We start from the raw sequence: 18,976 nt of genomic DNA, 5'->3' as shown, positions 1-18,976 counted from the left end.
GAAGTGAAAGTGTAAAGACTACCGACAGGGGTGGGCTTGATCCTGCACAAACCCGCGGCGGGCCAGCCGCGCATTCTTTTACGGCGCGCGCAGACCGATATGCAGGTTCACGACGCCAGGCTCTTCCGACGGCGTGACTTCGCCGCCAAAGCTTTTCACCAGCCGCTGCATGCCCTTGTTGCGCGCCATGGCCTCGCCCACCAGCGCTTCCGTGCCGCGGCTGCGGAAGTAGTCGACCAGCTTTTCAAACAGGATGTGCCCCAGCCCCTTGCCCTTCAGGGCCGAGCGCACGGCGATGGCGAAATCGGCGTGAATGTTATCCGGGTCGGCCACGGCGCGCACCACGCCCAGGGTTTCCGGCTTGCCGTCCGGCCCCGTGTGCGTGGCGATGAAGGCCATGGCGCGGTCGTAATCGATCTGCGTCAGGCGCGCCAGCTGCGACACGGGCAGCTCGCGCATGGACGTGAAAAAGCGCAGGCGCACGTCGTCCGGGTCCAGCGCGTGGAACAGGTCCATGTGCTGCGGCGCGTCCTCAGGGCGGATGGGGCGCAGCAGAATCGGCTGGTCCATCCACGTCACCTGCTCTTCCAGTTCCTGCGGATACGGGCGGATGGCCAGGCGGTCGCGCTGCTGGCCCGGCTGCAAACGGATGCGCGCGTCGAGGGCGATCACGCCGTCCGCGTCGGCCACCAGCGGATTGATATCGAGTTCGGCCAGTTCGCCGATGTCGGCCACCAGTTCGGCCACCTGGATCAGGGTGTAGCAGATGGCGTCGATGTCAGCCGGCGGCTGGTTGCGGTAGCCGGCCAGCAGTTTCGACACGCGCGTGCGCGCCAGCATGTCGCGCGCCAGCACCATGTTCAGCGGCGGCAGGCCGATGGCGTGATCGGCCGTCACCTCCACGGCGATGCCGCCCTGCCCCACCAATATGACGGGGCCAAAGGCGGCGTCCGTCGTCACGCCGACGATCAATTCATGCGATTGCGGCCGGCGCGCCATCTGCTGCACGGTAAAACCGTCGATCAGCGCGTCGGGACGCATGCGGCGCACGCGCTTGAGCATGGCGGCGGCGGCCGTGCGCAGGATGTCGGGCGTGTCGAGGTCGAGCGCCACGCCGCCCACGTCGGATTTGTGGGCGATGTCGGGAGAGTGGATTTTCAGCGCGACGGGATAGCCGATGTCGGCCGCCACGGCCAGCGCCTCTTCCACGTCGGCCGCCATGCGCGTGGTGGCGACGGGAATGCCGTAAGCAGCCAAAATCTCTTTCGAGCGGCATTCGCCGAGCACCGTCTGGCCGGCCGCCAGCGCGGCGGCGACGATTTCGCGCACCCTGGCGCGGCGCGGCGTGGCCGACATGGGTAATTGCGCTGGCACCTGCATCAGGGTTTCCTGGTTGCGCCGGTACTGCACGATCTGCATGAAGCCATGCACGGCCTTTTCCGGCGTGTCGTAGGTGGGAATGCCGGCCCGGTTAAAGACCTGGCGCGCGGGCGCCACGGTGGTGCCGCCCAAGAGGCACGACAGCACCGTGCGCGAGGTCGCCTTGATCAGCGGCGTGACGGCTTCGGCGATGTCGATCGACGACACCATGGCCGTGGGCGCATGCAGCAGCAGCAAGGCGTCCGCCTGCGGCTCGTCGAGCAAGGGCTTGATGGCGTCGGCATAGCGCTGCACGGCCGCGTCGCCGGGCAAGCCGACGGGGTTGTCGTGCGACCAGCCCCGTGGCAGCGCCTTTTCCAGCGCGATGACGGTATCGGGCGACAGTTCGGCCAGTTTGCCGCCGCTGCTCACCAGCGCGTCGGTGGCCATCACGCCCAGGCCGCCGCCATTGCACAAAATCGCCAGGCGCTCACCGCGCTGCGAGCGGATGTGCGTGAGCGTTTCCACGGCGTCGAACAGTTCTTCGGCCGAATACACGCGCAGCATGCCGGCGCGGCGGATGGCCGCGTCGTACACGGCGTCGGAACCGGCCAGCGCGCCCGTATGCCAGGCCGCCATGGCCGCGCCTTCCGCCTCACGCCCCGCTTTCAGGACGATGACGGGTTTGCTGCGCGCGGCCGCCCGCGCCGCCGACATGAATTTGCGCGCCGCCTGGATGTCTTCCATGTACAGCAGGATGGCGGCCGTGTCGATGTCGCCGGCCAGGTAATCGAGCAGGTCGCCGAAATCGATGTCGTAGCTGGCGCCCAGCGAAATGAACTTGGAAAAGCCCACGCCATGCGCATTGGCCCAATCGAGCACGCCCGACACCAGCGCCCCCGATTGCGAGACGAAGGCGATCTTGCCGCTCGTCGCGCCCAGATGCCCGAAGCTGGCGTTCAAGCCCAGTTTCGGCACCAGCAGCCCCATGCTGTTGGGGCCGAGGATGCGCAGCAAATGCGGCTTGGCCGCCTTCAGCATGGCCAGGCGCAGCGACTGCTCGCGCACGGGGTCGAGGCCCGACGTCATGACGATGGCCGCGCGCGTGCCCAGCGCGCCCAGTTCGCGGATCAGCGCCGTGATGGTGGCGGGCGGCGTGCAGATAATGGCCAGGTCCGGCGCCTTGGGCAAGTGCGCCAGCTTGCGGTAGCATTTCAGGCCCATCAGCTCGTCATACTTGGGATTCACGGGCCAGATTTCCCCTTGGTAGCCGCCGCCCAGCAGGTTGTACAGGGCAATGGCGCCCAGCTTGCGCTCGCGCGCCGTGGCGCCGATCAGGGCCACCGAGGCCGGCTTGAACAGCTTGTCGAGATTACGGATGCTCATGTTCTGGCCTCATGGATTGCCGGAGTGGCTTGCTTGGTAACGCCCCAGTGTAAAGGATGCGTTGCCAAAAAAATTTGACCTTGCGATGCGTTTCACAAAAAACCATGCGCCTACTACCAGCGCGAGCGGTGGCTTTCCGTCACCCCGGCCAATTGCGCCACGATGCGCTTGGGCGACTCCGCGCTGGCGCGCACCCACCCGCTGAACGTGCCGATCGGCTGGATGTAGCGGCTGGCGGCGATCCACAGGTTTTTATCCTCGCGCCGCGCGCCTTCCGGCTTGAAGTGCAGGTCCAGCAAATCGTCGTCCGTCCACACATGCCACGGCGCCAGCGGATTGTCGGGATTGAAGTCAAAATGCGCGCGGCCCAGCGGATACAGCTGGCCATCGAGCCACAGCGCGTTTTCATGCGCGCCGAAATAGCCAGCCTGCAGATTGAAACCCAGGTCCAGGCTGTGCGCCGAGGCCCAGCGCCATTCCGTCTCGCGCGCCAGCAGCCCGTTCGAATAATCGAAGCTGGCCACGCCGTCATCGAGGCTGTAGCCCATGGCGCCGCAGCGCACGGTGCCCCACAAGGGCAGGCCGCCCGACTTTTGCGTCGCATGCACGCTGCCGCCCTCGCCCACGGGGCCCACGGCCAGCAAGGTGGGCGCCACGGGCGGGCCGCATTCCGCGTCGATGCCGAAATGGCCGCAATCGAGCCGCAAATGGTAGCGCTGCTGCGGCAGGGCCTCAATGGAGATCACTTGCGAAAGGACGCGGAAACGGCTGCTGGCGCCAGCGTTCGGCGCGACAGTAGCGGACAGGCCCGGCACGCCATCCTGCGAAAAGGCCGCCACGATCTTGCCCTTGTGGCGGTCGAAGGCATACGCGAAGGCCGTGCTGGTCCAGCCCAGGTCGACGATGGCCACGCCGCAGAACAGGGTGGGCGTGGACAGGGCCACGTAATGCCAGCGCTTGTGGTGGAACAGCCGCCAGAGGGCGCCGCGCGCATAGGGCGGCGCCAGCGCGGCCCAGTCGAAGGCGTCCAGTTGGCCCGTGTAGCGGCCGAAGCGGGGCTGGCCGTCGGCGTCGAGCAGATGGGAAGGAGCAGCTGGCAGCGTCATGCGGCCTGCCTTGCGGCAGCGCCGCCGTCGTGCAGGGCCTCGGCCAGCTGCTGGCCAAATAGCGCCGGCTGCGCCTGCGCAATATCAATATCGGGACAGGCATGCCAGAGCGCCAGCCGCTGCACGGCGCCGGCCACGTCCTGCACCAGGCGGGCACTGAGACGCACCCCGTCTTCCAGCGCCAGCGACTTGATCTCGAAGCGCCCCTGCGCGCGGTGCGCCTTGGCGTCCAGGCGTCCCACCAGCGCGCCGCGGCGCAAGACCGGCAAGGTGAAATAGCCATAGCGGCGTTTTTCAGCGGGCGTGTAGCATTCGAGCCGGTAGTCAAAGCCGAACAATTCCAGCGCGCGGCGCCGGTCCCAGACGACAGGATCGAACGGCGACAAGATCGTCGTCAGGGTGGGGGCCAGCTTGCCGGCGGCCGCGTCGCGCGCCAATTGCGCATGATCCGCATGCACGTACACGGCGTCCATCCAGCCATCGACCGTGCAGCGCAGCAGCGCGCCCTCGTCCACCAGCGCCTGCAAGTCGTGCGCCAGGCTGGCGCGCGACTGCTTGGTGCGGAAGTAGTCGCTAATCCAGCTGGCCCGCGCCAGGCCCAGCGCCTTCACGCTGGCCAGCAGCAGGTGCCGGCGCACCTGTTCTTCCGGCGGCAGCAAGCCGTCGTGCCAGCCCGGCAAGACGCGTTCGGCCAGGTCGTAATAGCGCTGGAACTGATGGCGCCTGGCGATCATCAGCACGCCCGAGGTAAACAAGACTTCGAGCGAGCGCTTTTCCGGCTTCCAGCTCCACCAGCCGCCCGCCTTGCCATCCGTGCGTTCAAAGTCGGCCGAGCGCGCGGCGCCGTTGGCGCGGATATGCTCGAGCACCGAAGCGACGGCGTCCCCCTGCTCGGCCATCCATTTGACGGAATACTTCCATCCCATGGCGGCCGGATCAAGCATGCGGTGGCGGTACAAGCCATAGTCTTCGATGGGCACGAAACACGCTTCATGCGCCCAGTACTCGAACAGCGCGCCCTCGGCCAGCAATTGCTCGAGCCACGGCTGCGGATAGTCGCCCAGCCGGCTCCACAGCACAAGATACGGGCTGCGCGCCACCACATGGATGGTGTCGATCTGCAGCACGCCCATCTGTCGGATGGCGGCCAGCACGTCGGCCTTCACAGCCTTTTTACGCCGCGCCTGCAGCAAGCCCTGCGCGGCCAGGTGCAAGGCGCGCGCGGCGGGCAGCGACAAGGAGGGGACTGCGGAAGGAATGGGCTGGTGGGGGCTGTGCATAACAGAAAGATACCGCATTCTGCCCGTCGCTTGTGCGTTTTATCGCTATCGGATCGCGCGGCCGCTGGCCACGCTAGGCTGCGGGAAACATGACCGTCACCGCCAGCCCCCGGCCCTGCAAGCCGGTGCCAAGAACAATCTGCGCGCCATGCCGTTCGGCGATGCGGCGCACGATGGACAATCCCAGGCCGCTGCCGGGCAGCTGTCCGCCGCCCAGGCGCACGAAGCGTTCGAACACGCACTCATGCAATTCCTCGGCGACGCCCGGCCCCGTATCGGCCACGCGCAGGTAGCTGCGCCCCGCTTCCACGCCGCAGCTGACGGCCACAAAGCCCGGCGCCGGCGTGTAACGCAGCGCATTCTCGACCAGGTTGCGCAGCAGGATATGCAGGCTGCCCGCATGCAGCGCGCACGGCGCCGGCGCAAGGCTCACGGCCAGCGACAGCCCGTATGGCGCGGCCAGCGCCTGCCACTGCGCGGCCTGCCGAGACAGAAGCTCGGCCAGGTCGCCCGGCGCCAGCGCTGTCTCCGCCTGCGACTGCGGATCGAGCTGCGCCAGCGCCAGCAACTGGTTGACGAGGCGCGTGGCCCGCTCCACGCTGGCGCCCAGGGCGGCGATGAATTCCTCGCGCTCGTCCGCGCTGCGGGCCCGCTGCAGCACTTGCAGATTGGTCTTGATGGCGGCCAGCGGCGTGCGCAGCTCGTGCGCCGCATCGGCCGTGAAGCGCTGCTCGTTGTCGCGGCTTTGCCGCACCCTGCCGAACAGGCGGTTTATTTCCAGCAGCAGCGGATGCAGCTCCGCGGGCGCGCCAGCGAGCCTGACGTCGGCCAGTTCATCAGGCGTGCGCGCCGACACTTCATCGGCGGACGCCTGCAGCACGCGAAACACGCGGTGGATGCTCCACCAGATGGCGATGGTGGCCAGCGCCACCAGCAGCAGGCCGAACACGGCGATGCGGTAAAAGAAGCCACGGCTGATGTCGTCGCGGTGGCTGGTCGGCTCGGCCACCAGCAGTTGCAGGCTGCGCTGCGGGTCCCACAGCGAAAACAATCGCCAGCGCTGGCCGGCTATGCTGGTCCACGACAGGCCGTCCGGCGCGCTGCGCGACAGGGCGATGTCGGTCGCCGCGTCATTGCGGTACAGCACGCGCTGTTGCGCGTCGCGTACCTTGAACAGCAAATACTGGTGGGGATTCGGCTGGCCGCGCAGCGGCAGGTCGATCGGTCCCGTCAAGCCGTGTTGGCGCACATCCTTTTCCACCAGCGACAGCAGCAAATGTCCCGTCTCGATCAGCGACTGGTCGAACAACTCCTGGCTTTCGCGGCGCGCTTCCACGTACACGATGGCGGCGCTGCCCACCCACAGGGCCAGGGTCAGGCCCAGCAGCACGGCCAGCAGGGTGCGCCGCAGCGACCATGTTTTCACGCCGCCGCCAGCCGTTAAGAATCTCTTAAGAACTTCTGCGCAAGATCCGGAGCGAAATATTTTTTGGGTAACCATGGGCGCAATTGTAAATGATTCTTATTGCATCAATGATTCCCATTAGCTTGCAGCAGCAACATCAACCGATAACTCATCCACCATCAGGAGTTTGCATGTCCAACAGCCCCCGCCGCGCGCGCCTGCCGCGTCCCACCACCCTGGCCCTGGCCTTGGCCGCCCTGTCCTGCCTGCCGGCGCACGCCCAGACGGGCGCGCCGGCCAGCATGCCCGAAGTGGTGGTTTCCGCTTCCGGTTTCGAGCAGGACATCAAGCAGGCGCCGGCATCGATCACGGTGCTGACGCGCCAGGAACTGTCGAAGGAGCGCTTCGGCAACCTGACGCAGGCGCTGGAAAGCGTGGAAGGCATCGACGTGGGCGCGGCGGGCGACAAGACGGGCGGCATGAACATCAGCATCCGCGGCATGCCCAGCGACTACACGCTGGTGCTGATCGACGGACGCCGCCAGAACGCGGCCGGCAACGTCACGCCGAACGGCTTCGGCGGAACGCAGACGAGCTTCATGCCGCCGCTGGCCGCCATCGAGCGCATCGAAATCATCCGCGGCCCCATGTCGACCCTGTACGGCTCGGACGCCATGGGCGGCGTGATCAACATCATCACGCGCAAGGTGGGCAAGCAGTGGATGGGTTCTATCTCTGCTGACTACACCGTGCAGGAAGAATCCGATTTCGGCGACGTAAAAAACGGCCGCTTCTACCTGAGCGGCCCCATCGCCACCGACCTGCTGGGCCTGTCCCTGCGCGGCAGCAAGCAGCGCCGCGATGCGGCCAACATCCGCTACAACGACGCGGCCGGAGGGGCGAATGTGCCGAGCATGGGCGCCAACCCCGTGCGTGCGGACATTGAAAACTTTGGCGCGCGCCTGGCCTTCACGCCAAACCGCTACCACACCGTCATCCTCGACGCGGACGCGGGCCGCCAGACCTACGACAATTCGAAGAAGCAGCTGGGCACCCTGGGCTTGCAAGGCGGCTACGGTCCCGAGCAGAAATACAACCGCGACCAGTGGATCCTGTCGCACACGGGCCGCTTCGGCTTCGGCACGTTGGATAGCAGCTATATGGTGAACAAGACGGAAACCCTGGGCCGCACGATTCCGCCAGGCACGCCCGGCGCCGTGGCCGGCAGCGCGCGCACCCTGGAAGTGGAAAGCCAGGTGTTCGACACCAAGCTGGTCATGCCGTTGGGCAAGCACATGGCGACCGTCGGCGCGCAATGGTGGAAGGCGGAAATGACGGATGGCGTGGCGCCGAAAAAATTCGAATTCACGCAAAAAGCCCTGTTCGTGGAAGATGAATGGCAAGTGCTGGAGAACGTCGCGCTGACCTTCGGCGCCCGTTATGACGATCACAGCATCTTCGGCGGCCAGACCAGCCCCCGTGCCTATGCCGTGTGGAACGCAACGCCACGCTGGACCGTCAAGGGCGGCGTCAGCAAGGGCTACAAGACGCCGCGCGTGGAGCAACTGTCGCCAGGCATCAACGGTTTTGGCGGCCAGGGCACGATTCCCCTCGTCGGCAGCCCGAACCTGAAGCCGGAAACGAGCACGACAACGGAGATCGGCGCCTACTTCGACAACCTGGCCGGCTGGACGGCCAGCGGCTCCCTGTTCAACAATGAGTTCAAGGACAAAATCACGACGGGCACGGGCCTCGTCAACTGCGACTACCGCCCTTCGCCCAACCGTCCCGGCTGCGTCAGCTTTGGCAACTGGCCCAACGTCGATGCGTTTGGCCAATCCGTCAACGTGGATGAGGCCGTCACGCGCGGCGTCGAGCTGAACACGCGCTTCCCGCTGGGCAAGACCTTGTCGGCCAGCGCCAACTACACGTACACGGAAAGCGAACAGAAGAGCGGCAGCAACGCGGGCAAGCCCCTGAGCGACACGCCCAAGCACGCCGTCAATGCGCGCCTGTCGTGGGATATCTCGCGCGAGTGGAACGGCTGGCTGCGCGCCGAGTACCGCAGCGAGCGCTTCCGCGATCCGGGCACCTCGGCTTCCACGCGCGCCGCCAAGGCCGCGCTGGGCGACTACAAGGGCTACACCATGCTGCACCTGGGCACCAGCTACCAGCTGAACAAACGCGTCACGCTGAACGCGGCCGTGTACAACTTGCTCAACAAGGACTTCATCGACTACCAGCCGTACCGTGGCTCATCGGCGCCGACCTTGACCTACGCCAACCGCTATGTCAACAGCCTGGACGGACGCCGCCTGTGGTTGTCGGCGACCGTCGATTTCTGATGCGTTGATGGCTGACCAGCCATAGAGCACAAGGGGCTGCCTCAGGGCGGCCCGTTTTCTTTGTCAGGCCGCTTTCGGCTTGTCGATGCAATAACCGATCGCATGCACGGTGCGTATCAGGTCCCGCCCCAGCTTCTTGCGCAGGTGGTGGATGTGCACTTGCACGGCATTGCTTTCCACCTCGCCGCCCCAGCTGTACAGGTTTTTCTCCAGCTGTTCCCGGCTCAGCACCCGGCCGCCGTGTTCCAGCAGCAGTTGCAGGATGCGAAATTCCTTCACCGTCAGCAGCACGGGCAAGCCCCCTTGCGTCACCTGCCGGTCGGCGATATCGAGCACCAGGTCGCCGTGCACGAGATTTTCGCGCAGGCGGCCCGCGGCGCGGCGGCAGGCGCTGCGGATGCGCGCGGCCAGTTCGTCGAGGTCGAACGGTTTCACGATGAAGTCGTCGGCGCCCGCGTCGAGTCCGGCGATGCGCTCGCCCACCGTGTCGCGCGCCGTGACGACCAGCACGGCGCCGCTGTAGCCGTTGTCGCGCAGCACGCCCAGCGCCTGCATGCCGTCCTGCCCCGGCAAGCCCAGGTCGAGCAGGATGCAGCCATAGTCGTGCAGGCGCACGGCCGTATGGGCGTGTTCGGCGCTGGTGACCCAGTCGACGGCATAGCCGCCCTGTTCCAGGCCGATTTGCGTGGCGCGGCCCAGCTGCGGGTCGTCTTCGGTCAGCAAGATGCGCATGGGGAAGCGGCGCGGCCCGCTCAGTCCTTTTTCTTGATCAGGCCCGCCAGCGCGGCAAACGGATTGTGCGTGGCGGGCGCCACCTCGGCCGACAGCAGGCCGGCGCCACGGTCCGCTTCCAGGTAGCGCGAGTGCTCATTGTCGTGGCAATACAGGCACAGCAGTTCCCAGTTGCTGCCGTCCGACGGATTGTTGTCGTGGTTGTGGTCGCGATGATGCACGGTCAGCTGCTGCACGTTGGCGCGCGTAAATTCGCGCATGCAGCGGCCGCACACCCACGGATACATCTTCAGCGAGCGCTCGCGGTAGCCGCTCTCGCGCTGGTCGGCGGCGCGGCGCGCTTCGGCCACGATCTTGTCCAGCCGTGCCGCATCGGGCTTTTTACTCTGCATGACAACTTTCGATATGGGAGGTAGAAGCGCCCATTTTAATGAGGATGGGGGCGCAATTGTACTTTTTCTGCCACGCCGCCAGCCCCTGTCGCCGCCGGCGTGCTTTTTTTAGCGTGCGCGGCACCACAATTACTTGATTTAACGCAAAATAAGCCCAGCGACAGACCGCGAACAGACGATGGGCGTGGCGGCGAAGGGCTTATGCGCAAGGCAGCCGATTTCGGCTATCATGCGCGCCACGCCGCCCCTCCCTTTTTCCATGAATCTAGCCTGCAAGCGCCCGTGATAGCGATAACGAGACCCCTGCAACGCCTTGCCCGCCGCCTGTACCGCATCAGTCTGGTGCCCCTGTTCGCGCTCATCCTGCTGCTGGCGCTGTGGGCGGCCGTCTACTATCAGGTGGGCCAGGAGCGGGCCAGCGCCGTGCGCGACGCCGTGGCCGTCAGCCAGACGCTGGCGCGCACCCTGGCCGACCATACCAGTTTCACCCTGCGCCAGACGGACCACGCCACGCAGCTGTTCAAGCTCAAATACGAGGAAACGGGCGGCGGCCTGCGCCTGAATGAATTCACGCGCCGCCAGGGCCTGCTCGACAGCGTGCTGCCATCGAAGCTGGAACTGCCGATCGCTCTCATCGACGCGCACGGCAATGTGCTCGACAGCGCCCACGCCTATCTGCCGGAAAACCTGGCCGCGCAGCCTTTTTTCAGAGCGCTGGCCGCCAATGCCTCCGACACGGCCCTGGTCGACACCCCCATGCTCGACGCGGACGGCAAGCGCTGGACCATCCGCCTGGCGCGCCGCCTGAACGATGCGCGGGGCCGCTTCGCCGGCGCCATCGTCATCCTCGTCGACCCCACGTATTTCGTCGACGACTACGACCGCCTGAACCTCGACGAGCATGGCGCGCTGATGCTGGTGGCGCGCGACAGCGGCCTGACGGTGGGGCGCATCGGCGAGCAATTGATACTCAGCGACCGCATCGACTTCCGCATGCCGGGACCACCCGAACACGCGTCCGAAGAACCGCTGATCGAACCGCCCGTCGATGCGACGCCGCGCATCTACAGCTACCACGAGCTGCCGCGCTACCCGCTGCTGGCCGTGGTGGGCGTGAGCCGCGCCGTCGCCCTGGCGCGCTTCGAACACCGCCGCCTCGTGTATGTGGGCGCGCTGCTCGCCGCCAGCGTACTCATTGCCGGCTTCACGGCCCTGCTGATGCGCCAGAGCGCGCGCCTGCGCCGCAGCATCCGCCAGGCCACGGAAACGCAGGCGCTGCTGCGCGCGGCGCACCAGGGCAGCCTCGATGCCGTGCTGCTGCTCAAAGCCTGGCGCCCCGCGCCAGGCAAGCCGGTGGAAGACTTCACCTTTGCCGACATCAACGAGCGGGCCGCCGACATGCTGGGCAAGCCGCGCTCCGAACTGCTGGGCCAGCGCGTGCTGCAGCAGATGCCGCTGCTGCGCGGCGAGCGTTTCTTCAAGCGCTTCGTGCTGGTGATGGAAACGGGCCAGCCGCTGGAAGATGAATTCGAGCTGCCGCTGGCCTCGGGCGGCACGCGCTGGCTGCGCCACCAGGTGGTGCCGATCACCGACGGCGTGGCAGTCACTTCGCGCGACATCAGCGCGCGCAAGCACGACGAACTGGCGCTGCAGGATAACCGCAGCTTCCTGCAGTCGCTGATCGACCATTTGCCCGTGCTGGTCTACGTGAAAAGCGCGCGCCCGGAAAACTTCGGCCAGATGGAAGTGTGGAACAAGGCGGCCGAGGACATCACCGGCCACCTGGCCGCCGACGTCATCGGCAAGACCGATTGCCAGGCCTTCCCGCCCGACTTCGGCCTGCACGATGCCGAGGACGACCGCGCCATCCTGGCCGAGCACGGCGTCATCGACCATACGGAAAAGCCGCTGCGCCTGGCGGACGGCAGCCTGCGCTACCTGCGCGCCGTCTCCGTGCCCGTGTTCGACGAGCGCCAGCAGATCGAACATATCCTGTGCATCGCCGAGGATATCTCGCAGCGCCGCCAGCAGGAGCTGGAACTGCGGCAGAAACAGGCCGAGCTGGCCGCCGTCAACGACGCCTCGCCGCTCGGCCTCGTGCGCCTGGACCGCCAGCGCCGCTGCACCTACGTCAACCGCACCTTCGAATCGATCACGGGCCTGCCGCGCGCGGCCGCCCTGGGCGCCGGCTGGACCAGCGCCCTGCATCCGGACGACTATCCGCTGATGCACGTGGCGCTGGAACAGCTCACGCGCAGCCATGCGCCGTTCCAGTCCACCCTGCGCTGCCTGCAGCGCGACGGCAGGCTGGTGTGGGTATCCGTCAAAATCGCCCCCATCCTCATCGACGGCCAGATCGAAGGCTACGTGGGGACCCTGGACGACATCACCACCTTGCGCGAATCGGAAGTGGCGCTGCTGGAAAGCGAAGCGCGCCTGCGCACCATCGCCGACACCTTGCCGGCCATGATCGCCTACATCGACGCCGACCAGATCTACCGCTTCCTGAACATCGCCTATGAACGCGAATTCGGCCTGACGGGCAAGCTGGTGCTGGGCAAGAGCGTGCGCGACACGGTGGGCGAGGCGCGCTACGGCACGGTGGCGCCGTATATCGAAAGAGTGCTGGCCGGCGAAACGTTGAGCTTCGAGGAAGAAGACGACAAGGAAGGCATCGAGCGCTGCATGGAAGTGATCTACATCCCGCAGATCGGCGAAGACAAGCTGCAGGTGGTGGGCTTTCACGTGATGCGCCAGGATATCACCGTGCAAAAGCGCGAAAAACAGCGCCTGCTGAAACTGGCCCAGGTCGATGCGCTGACGGGCTTGTCGAACCGCGCCGGCTTCCAGCAAAAACTCAGCGACGCCATGCACGCGAGCCGCCAGCAGCAGCACCTGATGGCCGTCATGTACATGGATATCGACCGCTTCAAGCCCGTCAACGACACGCACGGCCACGGCACCGGCGACGCCCTGCTGCGCGCCTTCGCCCAGCGCCTGACGCAGACCATGCGCGCCACCGACATCATCGCCCGCCTGGGCGGCGACGAATTCACCATCATCATGGAACAGATCACCCGGCCCGACGACGCGGCCGTGCTGGCGGAAAAAATCGTCACCGCCATGCAGCAGCCGTTCGACCTCGATGGCATCACCGTGCGCATTTCCGCCAGTATCGGCCTGGCCTTCTACCGCGACGAAGACATTTCGCCCGCCGTACTGCTGCAGCGGGCCGACGTGCTGCTGTACAAGGCCAAGCAGGATGGCAGGAATACCTATCGCGCCGGCGCCTTGACGGCTTGATATAGCCACTGGCGCATGCCGTCATTCCTGCTATATTGGCGCCTGTCTCCCCTACCCTTGCCACACCATGCGCCTGCTGCACACTTCCGACTGGCATCTGGGCCAGACCCTGCACAATTTTGAAAGGGGCTACGAGCACCAGCGCTTCCTCGACTGGCTGCTCGACACGCTCGTCGCCGAACAGGCCGACGTGCTGCTGGTGGCGGGCGACGTGTTCGACAACGCCAACCCGTCGGCCGCCTCGCAAAAGCAGTTATATGTCTTCCTGCAGCAGGCGCGCGCGCGCCTGCCCGCGCTGCAACTGGTCGTCGTCGCCGGCAACCACGATTCGGCGGGGCGGCTGGAAGCGCCCGGCCCCCTGCTGGCCGCGCATGGCACGCACGTGATTGGCCATCTGCTGCGCGGCGAGGCAGGCAATATCGACCTGGAACGCCTGCTGCTGCCTTTGGCGGGCGCCGACGGGCAAGTGCAAGCCTGGTGCCTGGCCGTGCCCTTTTTGCGCCCCGGCGACGTGCCGAAACTGCCGGCCGGCGATACGCAGGATGCCTACCTGGGCGGCATCGCCCTGCTGTACCGGCAATTGACGGACCTGGCGCTGGCGCGCCGCCAGCCCGGCCAAGCCATCCTTGCCATGGGCCACTGCCACATGGTGGGCGGCGAAATGTCGAACGATTCCGAGCGCCGCATCGTCATCGGCGGCACGGAGATGCTGCCGTCGGGGATTTTTGACGCCGCCATCGCGTATGCGGCGCTGGGCCATTTGCACAAGGCGCAGGCCGTGGGCGGCCAGGAGCACATCCGCTACTGCGGCAGCCCGATTCCCCTGTCCTTCGCGGAGGTGAACTACCGCCACCAGGTGCTGTGCCTCGACATCGACGGCGAAGCGCTGCAGTCCGTGCGCGCCATCGAAGTGCCGCGCGCCGTACCCCTGCTGCGCGTGCCCGCCACGCCGGCGCCCATCAACGAGGTACTGGCGCAGCTGGCCGCCCTCGACGTGCCCGCCGCGCCAGCCGAAGCGCAGCCCTTCCTGGAAGTGCGCGTGCGCCTCGATGCGCCGGAACCGGGCCTGCGCACGCGCATCGAAACGGCGCTCGACGGCAAGCCCGTGCGCCTGGCGAAGATCGAAACGTCGAGCGCCGCGCGCAGCAGCGCGCCCGAGAACATGACGCTAGACCAATTGGGCCAGCTGCAGCCCGACGACATCTTCCGCCGCCTGTACCTGCAAAAATATGGCAAGGAAGCGCCACCCGAACAACTGTCGGCCCTGGCCGAACTGCTGCTGCCCGGCGCGTGAGCGCAACTGAAGAACCATGAAAATCCTGAAAATCAGCGGCAAGAACCTGGCCTCGCTGGCCGGCGAATTTGAAGTCGACTTCCAGCAGGAACCGCTGGCGTCATCCGGCCTGTTCGCCATCAGCGGTCCCACGGGCGCGGGCAAGAGCACCCTGCTCGACGCCCTGTGCCTGGCCCTGTACGACGCCACGCCGCGTTTGCTGAAAGTGCTGGGACGGGGCAGCGCCCTGCCCGACGTGGGCAAGGAAACCGTCAATGCCCAGGATACGCGCACCCTGCTGCGCCGCGGCACGCCGGACGGTTACGCGCAAGTGGACTTCGTCGGCAACGACGGCGCAAGCTACCGCGCGCGCTGGAGCGTGCGCCGCTCGCGCACCAAGGCGGAGGGGGCGCTGCAGGCGACCGCCATGAGCTTGCACCAGCTGCCCGCGCTGCAGCCCATCGGCGGCACCAAGACGGAAGTCAAGGAAGAAATCGAAAAGCGCATCGGCCTGTCGTTCGACCAGTTTACGCGCGCCGTGCTGCTGGCGCAGAACGAGTTTTCCACCTTCCTCAAGACGGAAGACAATGAACGGGGCGAGTTGCTGGAAACCCTGACCGGCAGCAGCATCTATACCGACATTTCCATGCGCGCCTTCGAGCGGGCGAAAAAGGAAAAGCAGGTCCTCGAACGCCTGGGCGAAAAGCTGGCCGACCAGCGGCCATTGTCGCCGGAAGAACGGGCCGAGACGGCAACCTTGGGCGAGGCGGCCGAAGCCACCCTGCACACCATCGACTTGCGCAAGGCCGTACTGGAACTGCAGCAGCGCTGGCACCAGGAGACGCACAAGCTGCAAAGCCAGATAACAGTGGCGCAGGAAGTACTCGATGGCGCGGATGCCGAACGGGCCGCCGCCGAAGAGCGCCGCGCAGCGCTGGCGCAGTGGGAATTGCTGCAGCCGGCGCGGCCCCTGATCGACGGCGTGGCGCGCCTGGCCGGCGAGATCGCCAGCACCGGCGCCGCGCTGGAAGCGTCGCGCCTGCAGGCCGCACAAGCCGTGGCCAGCGAGACGCAGCTGGCGCAGGCCGTGCAGCTGGCGGCGGCGGACTTGCTGGCCAGGGAAGCGGCGCTGCGCGATGCGGCACCCCTGCTCGACCAGGCCAAGGCGCTCGACGCAGGCATTGCGGCCCACTTGCCCGCGCACCGCCAGGCGCAAGATGGCGCCTTGGCCGCCGACCAGGCCAACGAGGCGGCGCGCGCCACCTTGCACGATCTGCAGCAGCGCCAGCAGGCCATGCAGGCGGAGCAGGAAACGGGCCGCCAGTGGCTGACATCGCACCAGCAGTGGCAGGCGCTGGCGCAATCGTGGCAGTTGTGGGATCAATTGTTTGCCCAGGCCGGGCAAGCGGCCGCGCAAGCCGATGCGGCCGAGGCCAGCATGGCAGCATCGGCGCGCCAGGTGCGCCTGGCCTTTGACGCCACCCAGGCGGCGCAAACGGCGCTGGACAGCGCCGCGGCCGCGCTGGCGCTGCGCGATGCCGAACGGCGCGAGGCGCTGGCGGCCATGCAAGCCATCGATGGCCAGGGGCTGCAGGAACAGCGCGGCCAGCTGGAGGCACACGCGCGCATGTTGAGCAGCGCGGAAAAAACCTGGAGCGAACTGGCGCGCCAGCAGCAGGCGTTGGCGCACTGGCAAGCGAAGGCAGCCCAACTGGCGCAGGCCGCGCAAACGGAAAGCACGGCACTGGCAGTGGAAGCGGCGCAAACGGCGCTGCTGGAAGCGCGCCTGGCGCAGGCGGAAAAATCGTTGAAAGGCGCGGAAGCGGCATGCGCGGCCAGCGTCGCGCAGCTGCGCGCCACCTTGCAGGACGAGCAGCCCTGCCCCGTCTGCGGCGCGCTGGAACACCCATATATCCACGCTGGCCACGCCGACGAGGCCTTGCAGGCGATGCTGGCCAGCTTGCAGGATGAGGTGCTGGCTTGCCGCACGCAGGCGCGCGGCAATCTGGAACGGCTGGCCACGCACAAGGCGGCACTGGCCGCCCATCTGCACGAAAAGGCGCAGACGGCGGAAGAACTATCTGCACTGCCGTCCATCATCGACAGCCTGAATGCACAGTGGCAGCCGCATGCCGACATCTTGCCGCTGCCGCAGGAAGACCAGCGCGCGGACTGGTTCGCGCAGCAACTGGTGGCCAATGCGGCAGGCTTGCAGGCGCTGGCGCAGCAGGAAGCGGCGCTGCGCCAGGCCAGTACACTGCGCGAGCAGGCGCAGGCGGCGCATGAACTGGCGTCCAGCGAGCACGCGCGCTGCACCAGCACCGTCGCCGAGGCGCAAGCGCGGCTGGCCCAGCTGCAGGCGCAGCAAGCGGGCAACGCCGACAAGGGCGAGACGGCGCGCGCCGCGCTCGATGCCTTGCTGGCGCAGCTCGATGCCGCGTTTGACGACGTGGAAGGAGCCGAAGGCTGGAAAGACAACTGGCGCGCCGGTCCGGCCGCCTTCCGCGCGGCGCGGGAATCGGAAAGCCGGCAATGGCTGAAACAGCAAACGGACCAGGACCAGCGCGGCCACGCGCTGGCGACCCTGGCCGCGCAACTGGAAGCGGCGCTGCTGGCCGCCGGCAAGGCGCAGCACACGGCGCAGGAAGCCCACGCCGCCTTTGCGGCCGCCGATAAACAGCGCACGGCACTGCAAACGCGGCGCAGCGCGCTATGGCAGGGCCAGAGCGTGGCCGAGGTCGAGCGCAGCCTGGCAGGCGCCATCGCCCAGGCCAAAGAACAGCTGGCGCAGCAGCAAACGGCGGCGCAGTCGGCCAGCCAGCAGCGCACGCGCCTCGATGAAGCGTGCGCGCAGATGGCACAGCGCCTGGCCGCCTTGCGGGAACAGCAACACGGCGCCACCGCCGCCCTGCACGACTGGCTGCAGCAGTTCCAGCAGCGTCACGCCGGCCACGCGCCCGCCACGCTCGACGCGCTGCGCGCGCGCCTGGCCATCGCGCCGGACGCCATGCGCGCCGAACGCGACGCCCTGCAAGTGATCGCCGACCGCCACACGGCTGCCGTTTCCGTGCTGGCCGAACGCCGGCAGCAACTGGCGATGCACGTGCAACAGCCGCCGGAGGCGCTGGAAATGGACGTGGCCGTGCTGCAGGCCGCGCTCGACGCGCTGCTGCAGGAACGCCAGGCGGCGAACCAGGAAGCGACGCGCTTGCGCCTGGCCATCGCGCAGGACGACGCACGGCGCCACAGCGCGCAAGCGATGCTGGCGCAGATCGAGGCGCAAGCCGTCATCGAGCGGCGCTGGGCCAGCCTGAATGAATTGATCGGCTCGGCCGACGGCAAGAAATTCCGCAACTACGCGCAGCAATTCACGCTGGAAGTGCTGCTCGGCTATGCCAACGCGCACCTGAACCACCTGGCGCGCCGCTATCAGCTGGAACGCATCGACAACCCGAACAATCCATCGCTGGGCCTGATGGTGCGCGACCAGGACATGGGCGGCGAGCTGCGCTCCGTGCATTCGCTGTCGGGCGGCGAATCGTTCCTCGTTTCGCTGGCCCTGGCGCTGGGCCTGGCCTCGCTGTCCTCGAACCGCGTGCGCGTGGAATCGCTGTTCATCGACGAAGGCTTCGGCAGCCTGGACACGGAAACCCTGCGCGTGGCCATGGATGCGCTCGACGGCTTGCAAGCGATGGGCCGCAAGGTGGGCGTCATCTCGCACGTACAGGAAATGACGGAGCGCATCGCCACCCGCATCCTTGTGCAGCCGGGATCCGGCGGTAAGAGCGTGGTGACGGTGCGCTAGGCCGCTAGCGGCTGGCCGGCTCCCGGCACAGCCTGAGCATATCCCAGCCCAGTTCGCGGCGGATCTGCTCGGGGTCGGGCGGCGGCCGGCGCTGTTCCAGCTCCGCTTTCAGCCACTTCCTGACCAGCTCCTTGGCGGGCTGTGCAGGCTTTTCCTTGTCATGCTTGTCCATGGTGCTACCTCTTCAATGGCGGTCAGACGACCTCCCATATACGCTCAACGTGATGGCGCGGATTCAGTTGACGTGTGCGTGGCGCAGATGCAACAACGTGTAACGATGGCTGGAGTGCGTTAAAATCGCCGCCTTCGCGCAGATGAACTCTACGCCCCGCAACAGTTCAAGGAACCCCATGAAAGCCGCCCGCAGCCTCACCTTCAAGTGCGTAAAATGTCACAAATCCATGCAGGTCTACCTGCAAAAAGTCTCCGCCTGCTCGCATATCCAGCCGTACCAGGGCATTTGCGCATGCGGCGAACTCAAGCGCCATGCCACGGGCCAGGCCGATGCCGTCAAGTCTTACCTGGAGTCGGCGGACGGTAGCTGGTCGCACCACCACTAATGGTTAAAGAATGGGCGTAGAACGCCGTTA

General features: G+C 66.8%; 12 protein-coding genes. 5 read left to right on the top strand and 7 right to left on the bottom strand.

What is annotated here, in order from left to right:
• Positions 1-78 precede the first annotated feature (78 nt).
• The 4 genes from P9875_RS11415 to P9875_RS11400 form a co-directional block, all read right to left on the bottom strand.
• The gene (locus P9875_RS11415) at positions 79-2,745 is read right to left on the bottom strand and encodes a bifunctional acetate--CoA ligase family protein/GNAT family N-acetyltransferase (RefSeq protein WP_278318428.1); all 2,667 of its coding nucleotides are present in this window, start codon (positions 2,743-2,745) and stop codon (positions 79-81) included.
• A 113-nt stretch (positions 2,746-2,858) separates the two neighbouring features.
• Positions 2,859-3,851 carry a DUF2804 domain-containing protein gene (locus P9875_RS11410; protein WP_278318427.1) on the bottom strand — a complete coding sequence of 331 codons (993 nt, stop codon included), beginning with the start codon at positions 3,849-3,851 and terminating at the stop codon, positions 2,859-2,861.
• Entirely contained in the window at positions 3,848-5,131 is a 1,284-nt protein-coding gene (locus P9875_RS11405; protein ID WP_278318426.1) for a winged helix-turn-helix domain-containing protein, read from the bottom strand. Before P9875_RS11405 ends, P9875_RS11410 begins: the two co-directional genes overlap by 4 nt.
• Positions 5,132-5,204: 73 nt before the next feature.
• Positions 5,205-6,557, bottom strand: a complete 1,353-nt coding sequence (locus tag P9875_RS11400) for an ATP-binding protein (RefSeq protein WP_278318425.1) — start codon at positions 6,555-6,557, stop codon at positions 5,205-5,207.
• 170 nt (positions 6,558-6,727) lie between these two features.
• Here P9875_RS11400 and P9875_RS11395 point away from each other — a divergent pair, with 170 nt between their 5' ends.
• A complete protein-coding gene (locus P9875_RS11395) occupies positions 6,728-8,881 on the top strand; it encodes a TonB-dependent receptor domain-containing protein (protein ID WP_278318424.1) in 2,154 nt (717 codons plus the stop codon).
• 63 nt (positions 8,882-8,944) lie between these two features.
• On the opposite strand, the gene P9875_RS11390 is transcribed toward P9875_RS11395, so the two are convergent.
• Together P9875_RS11390 and P9875_RS11385 are read right to left on the bottom strand one after the other, a co-directional pair.
• Positions 8,945-9,613, bottom strand: a complete 669-nt coding sequence (locus tag P9875_RS11390; RefSeq protein ID WP_278318423.1) for a response regulator — start codon at positions 9,611-9,613, stop codon at positions 8,945-8,947.
• Between the two features lie 20 nt (positions 9,614-9,633).
• On the bottom strand, positions 9,634-10,005 hold the full coding sequence (locus P9875_RS11385) for a YajD family HNH nuclease (RefSeq protein WP_099402734.1): 372 nt from the start codon (positions 10,003-10,005) through the stop codon (positions 9,634-9,636).
• 201 nt (positions 10,006-10,206) lie between these two features.
• On the opposite strand from P9875_RS11385, the gene P9875_RS11380 reads away from it, so the two are divergent.
• The 3 genes from P9875_RS11380 to P9875_RS11370 all read left to right on the top strand — a co-directional run bounded on the left by P9875_RS11380 (position 10,207) and on the right by P9875_RS11370 (position 18,386).
• A complete protein-coding gene (locus tag P9875_RS11380) occupies positions 10,207-13,308 on the top strand; it encodes a PAS domain-containing protein (protein ID WP_278318422.1) in 3,102 nt (1,033 codons plus the stop codon).
• A 67-nt stretch (positions 13,309-13,375) separates the two neighbouring features.
• On the top strand, positions 13,376-14,602 hold the full coding sequence (locus P9875_RS11375; RefSeq protein WP_278318421.1) for an exonuclease SbcCD subunit D C-terminal domain-containing protein: 1,227 nt from the start codon (positions 13,376-13,378) through the stop codon (positions 14,600-14,602).
• Positions 14,603-14,618: 16 nt separating this feature from the next.
• Positions 14,619-18,386, top strand: coding sequence for an AAA family ATPase (locus P9875_RS11370; RefSeq protein WP_278318420.1), 3,768 nt, complete (start codon positions 14,619-14,621; stop codon positions 18,384-18,386).
• A 4-nt stretch (positions 18,387-18,390) separates the two neighbouring features.
• On the opposite strand, the gene P9875_RS11365 is transcribed toward P9875_RS11370, so the two are convergent.
• A complete protein-coding gene (locus P9875_RS11365; RefSeq protein ID WP_166449232.1) occupies positions 18,391-18,558 on the bottom strand; it encodes a hypothetical protein in 168 nt (55 codons plus the stop codon).
• Positions 18,559-18,736: 178 nt separating this feature from the next.
• Here P9875_RS11365 and P9875_RS11360 point away from each other — a divergent pair, with 178 nt between their 5' ends.
• Positions 18,737-18,946 (top strand): hypothetical protein, encoded by a 210-nt coding sequence (locus P9875_RS11360; RefSeq protein WP_034755039.1) that lies wholly within the window; start codon positions 18,737-18,739, stop codon positions 18,944-18,946.
• The last annotated feature ends 30 nt before the right edge of the window (positions 18,947-18,976 follow it).

Origin of the sequence: Janthinobacterium rivuli, from assembly GCF_029690045.1 — a bacterium.
In the GTDB taxonomy this organism is placed as follows: domain Bacteria; phylum Pseudomonadota; class Gammaproteobacteria; order Burkholderiales; family Burkholderiaceae_D; genus Janthinobacterium; species Janthinobacterium rivuli.
Note: the sequence above shows the minus strand (reverse complement) of the source record. Positions and strands in the feature narration are given on the sequence as shown.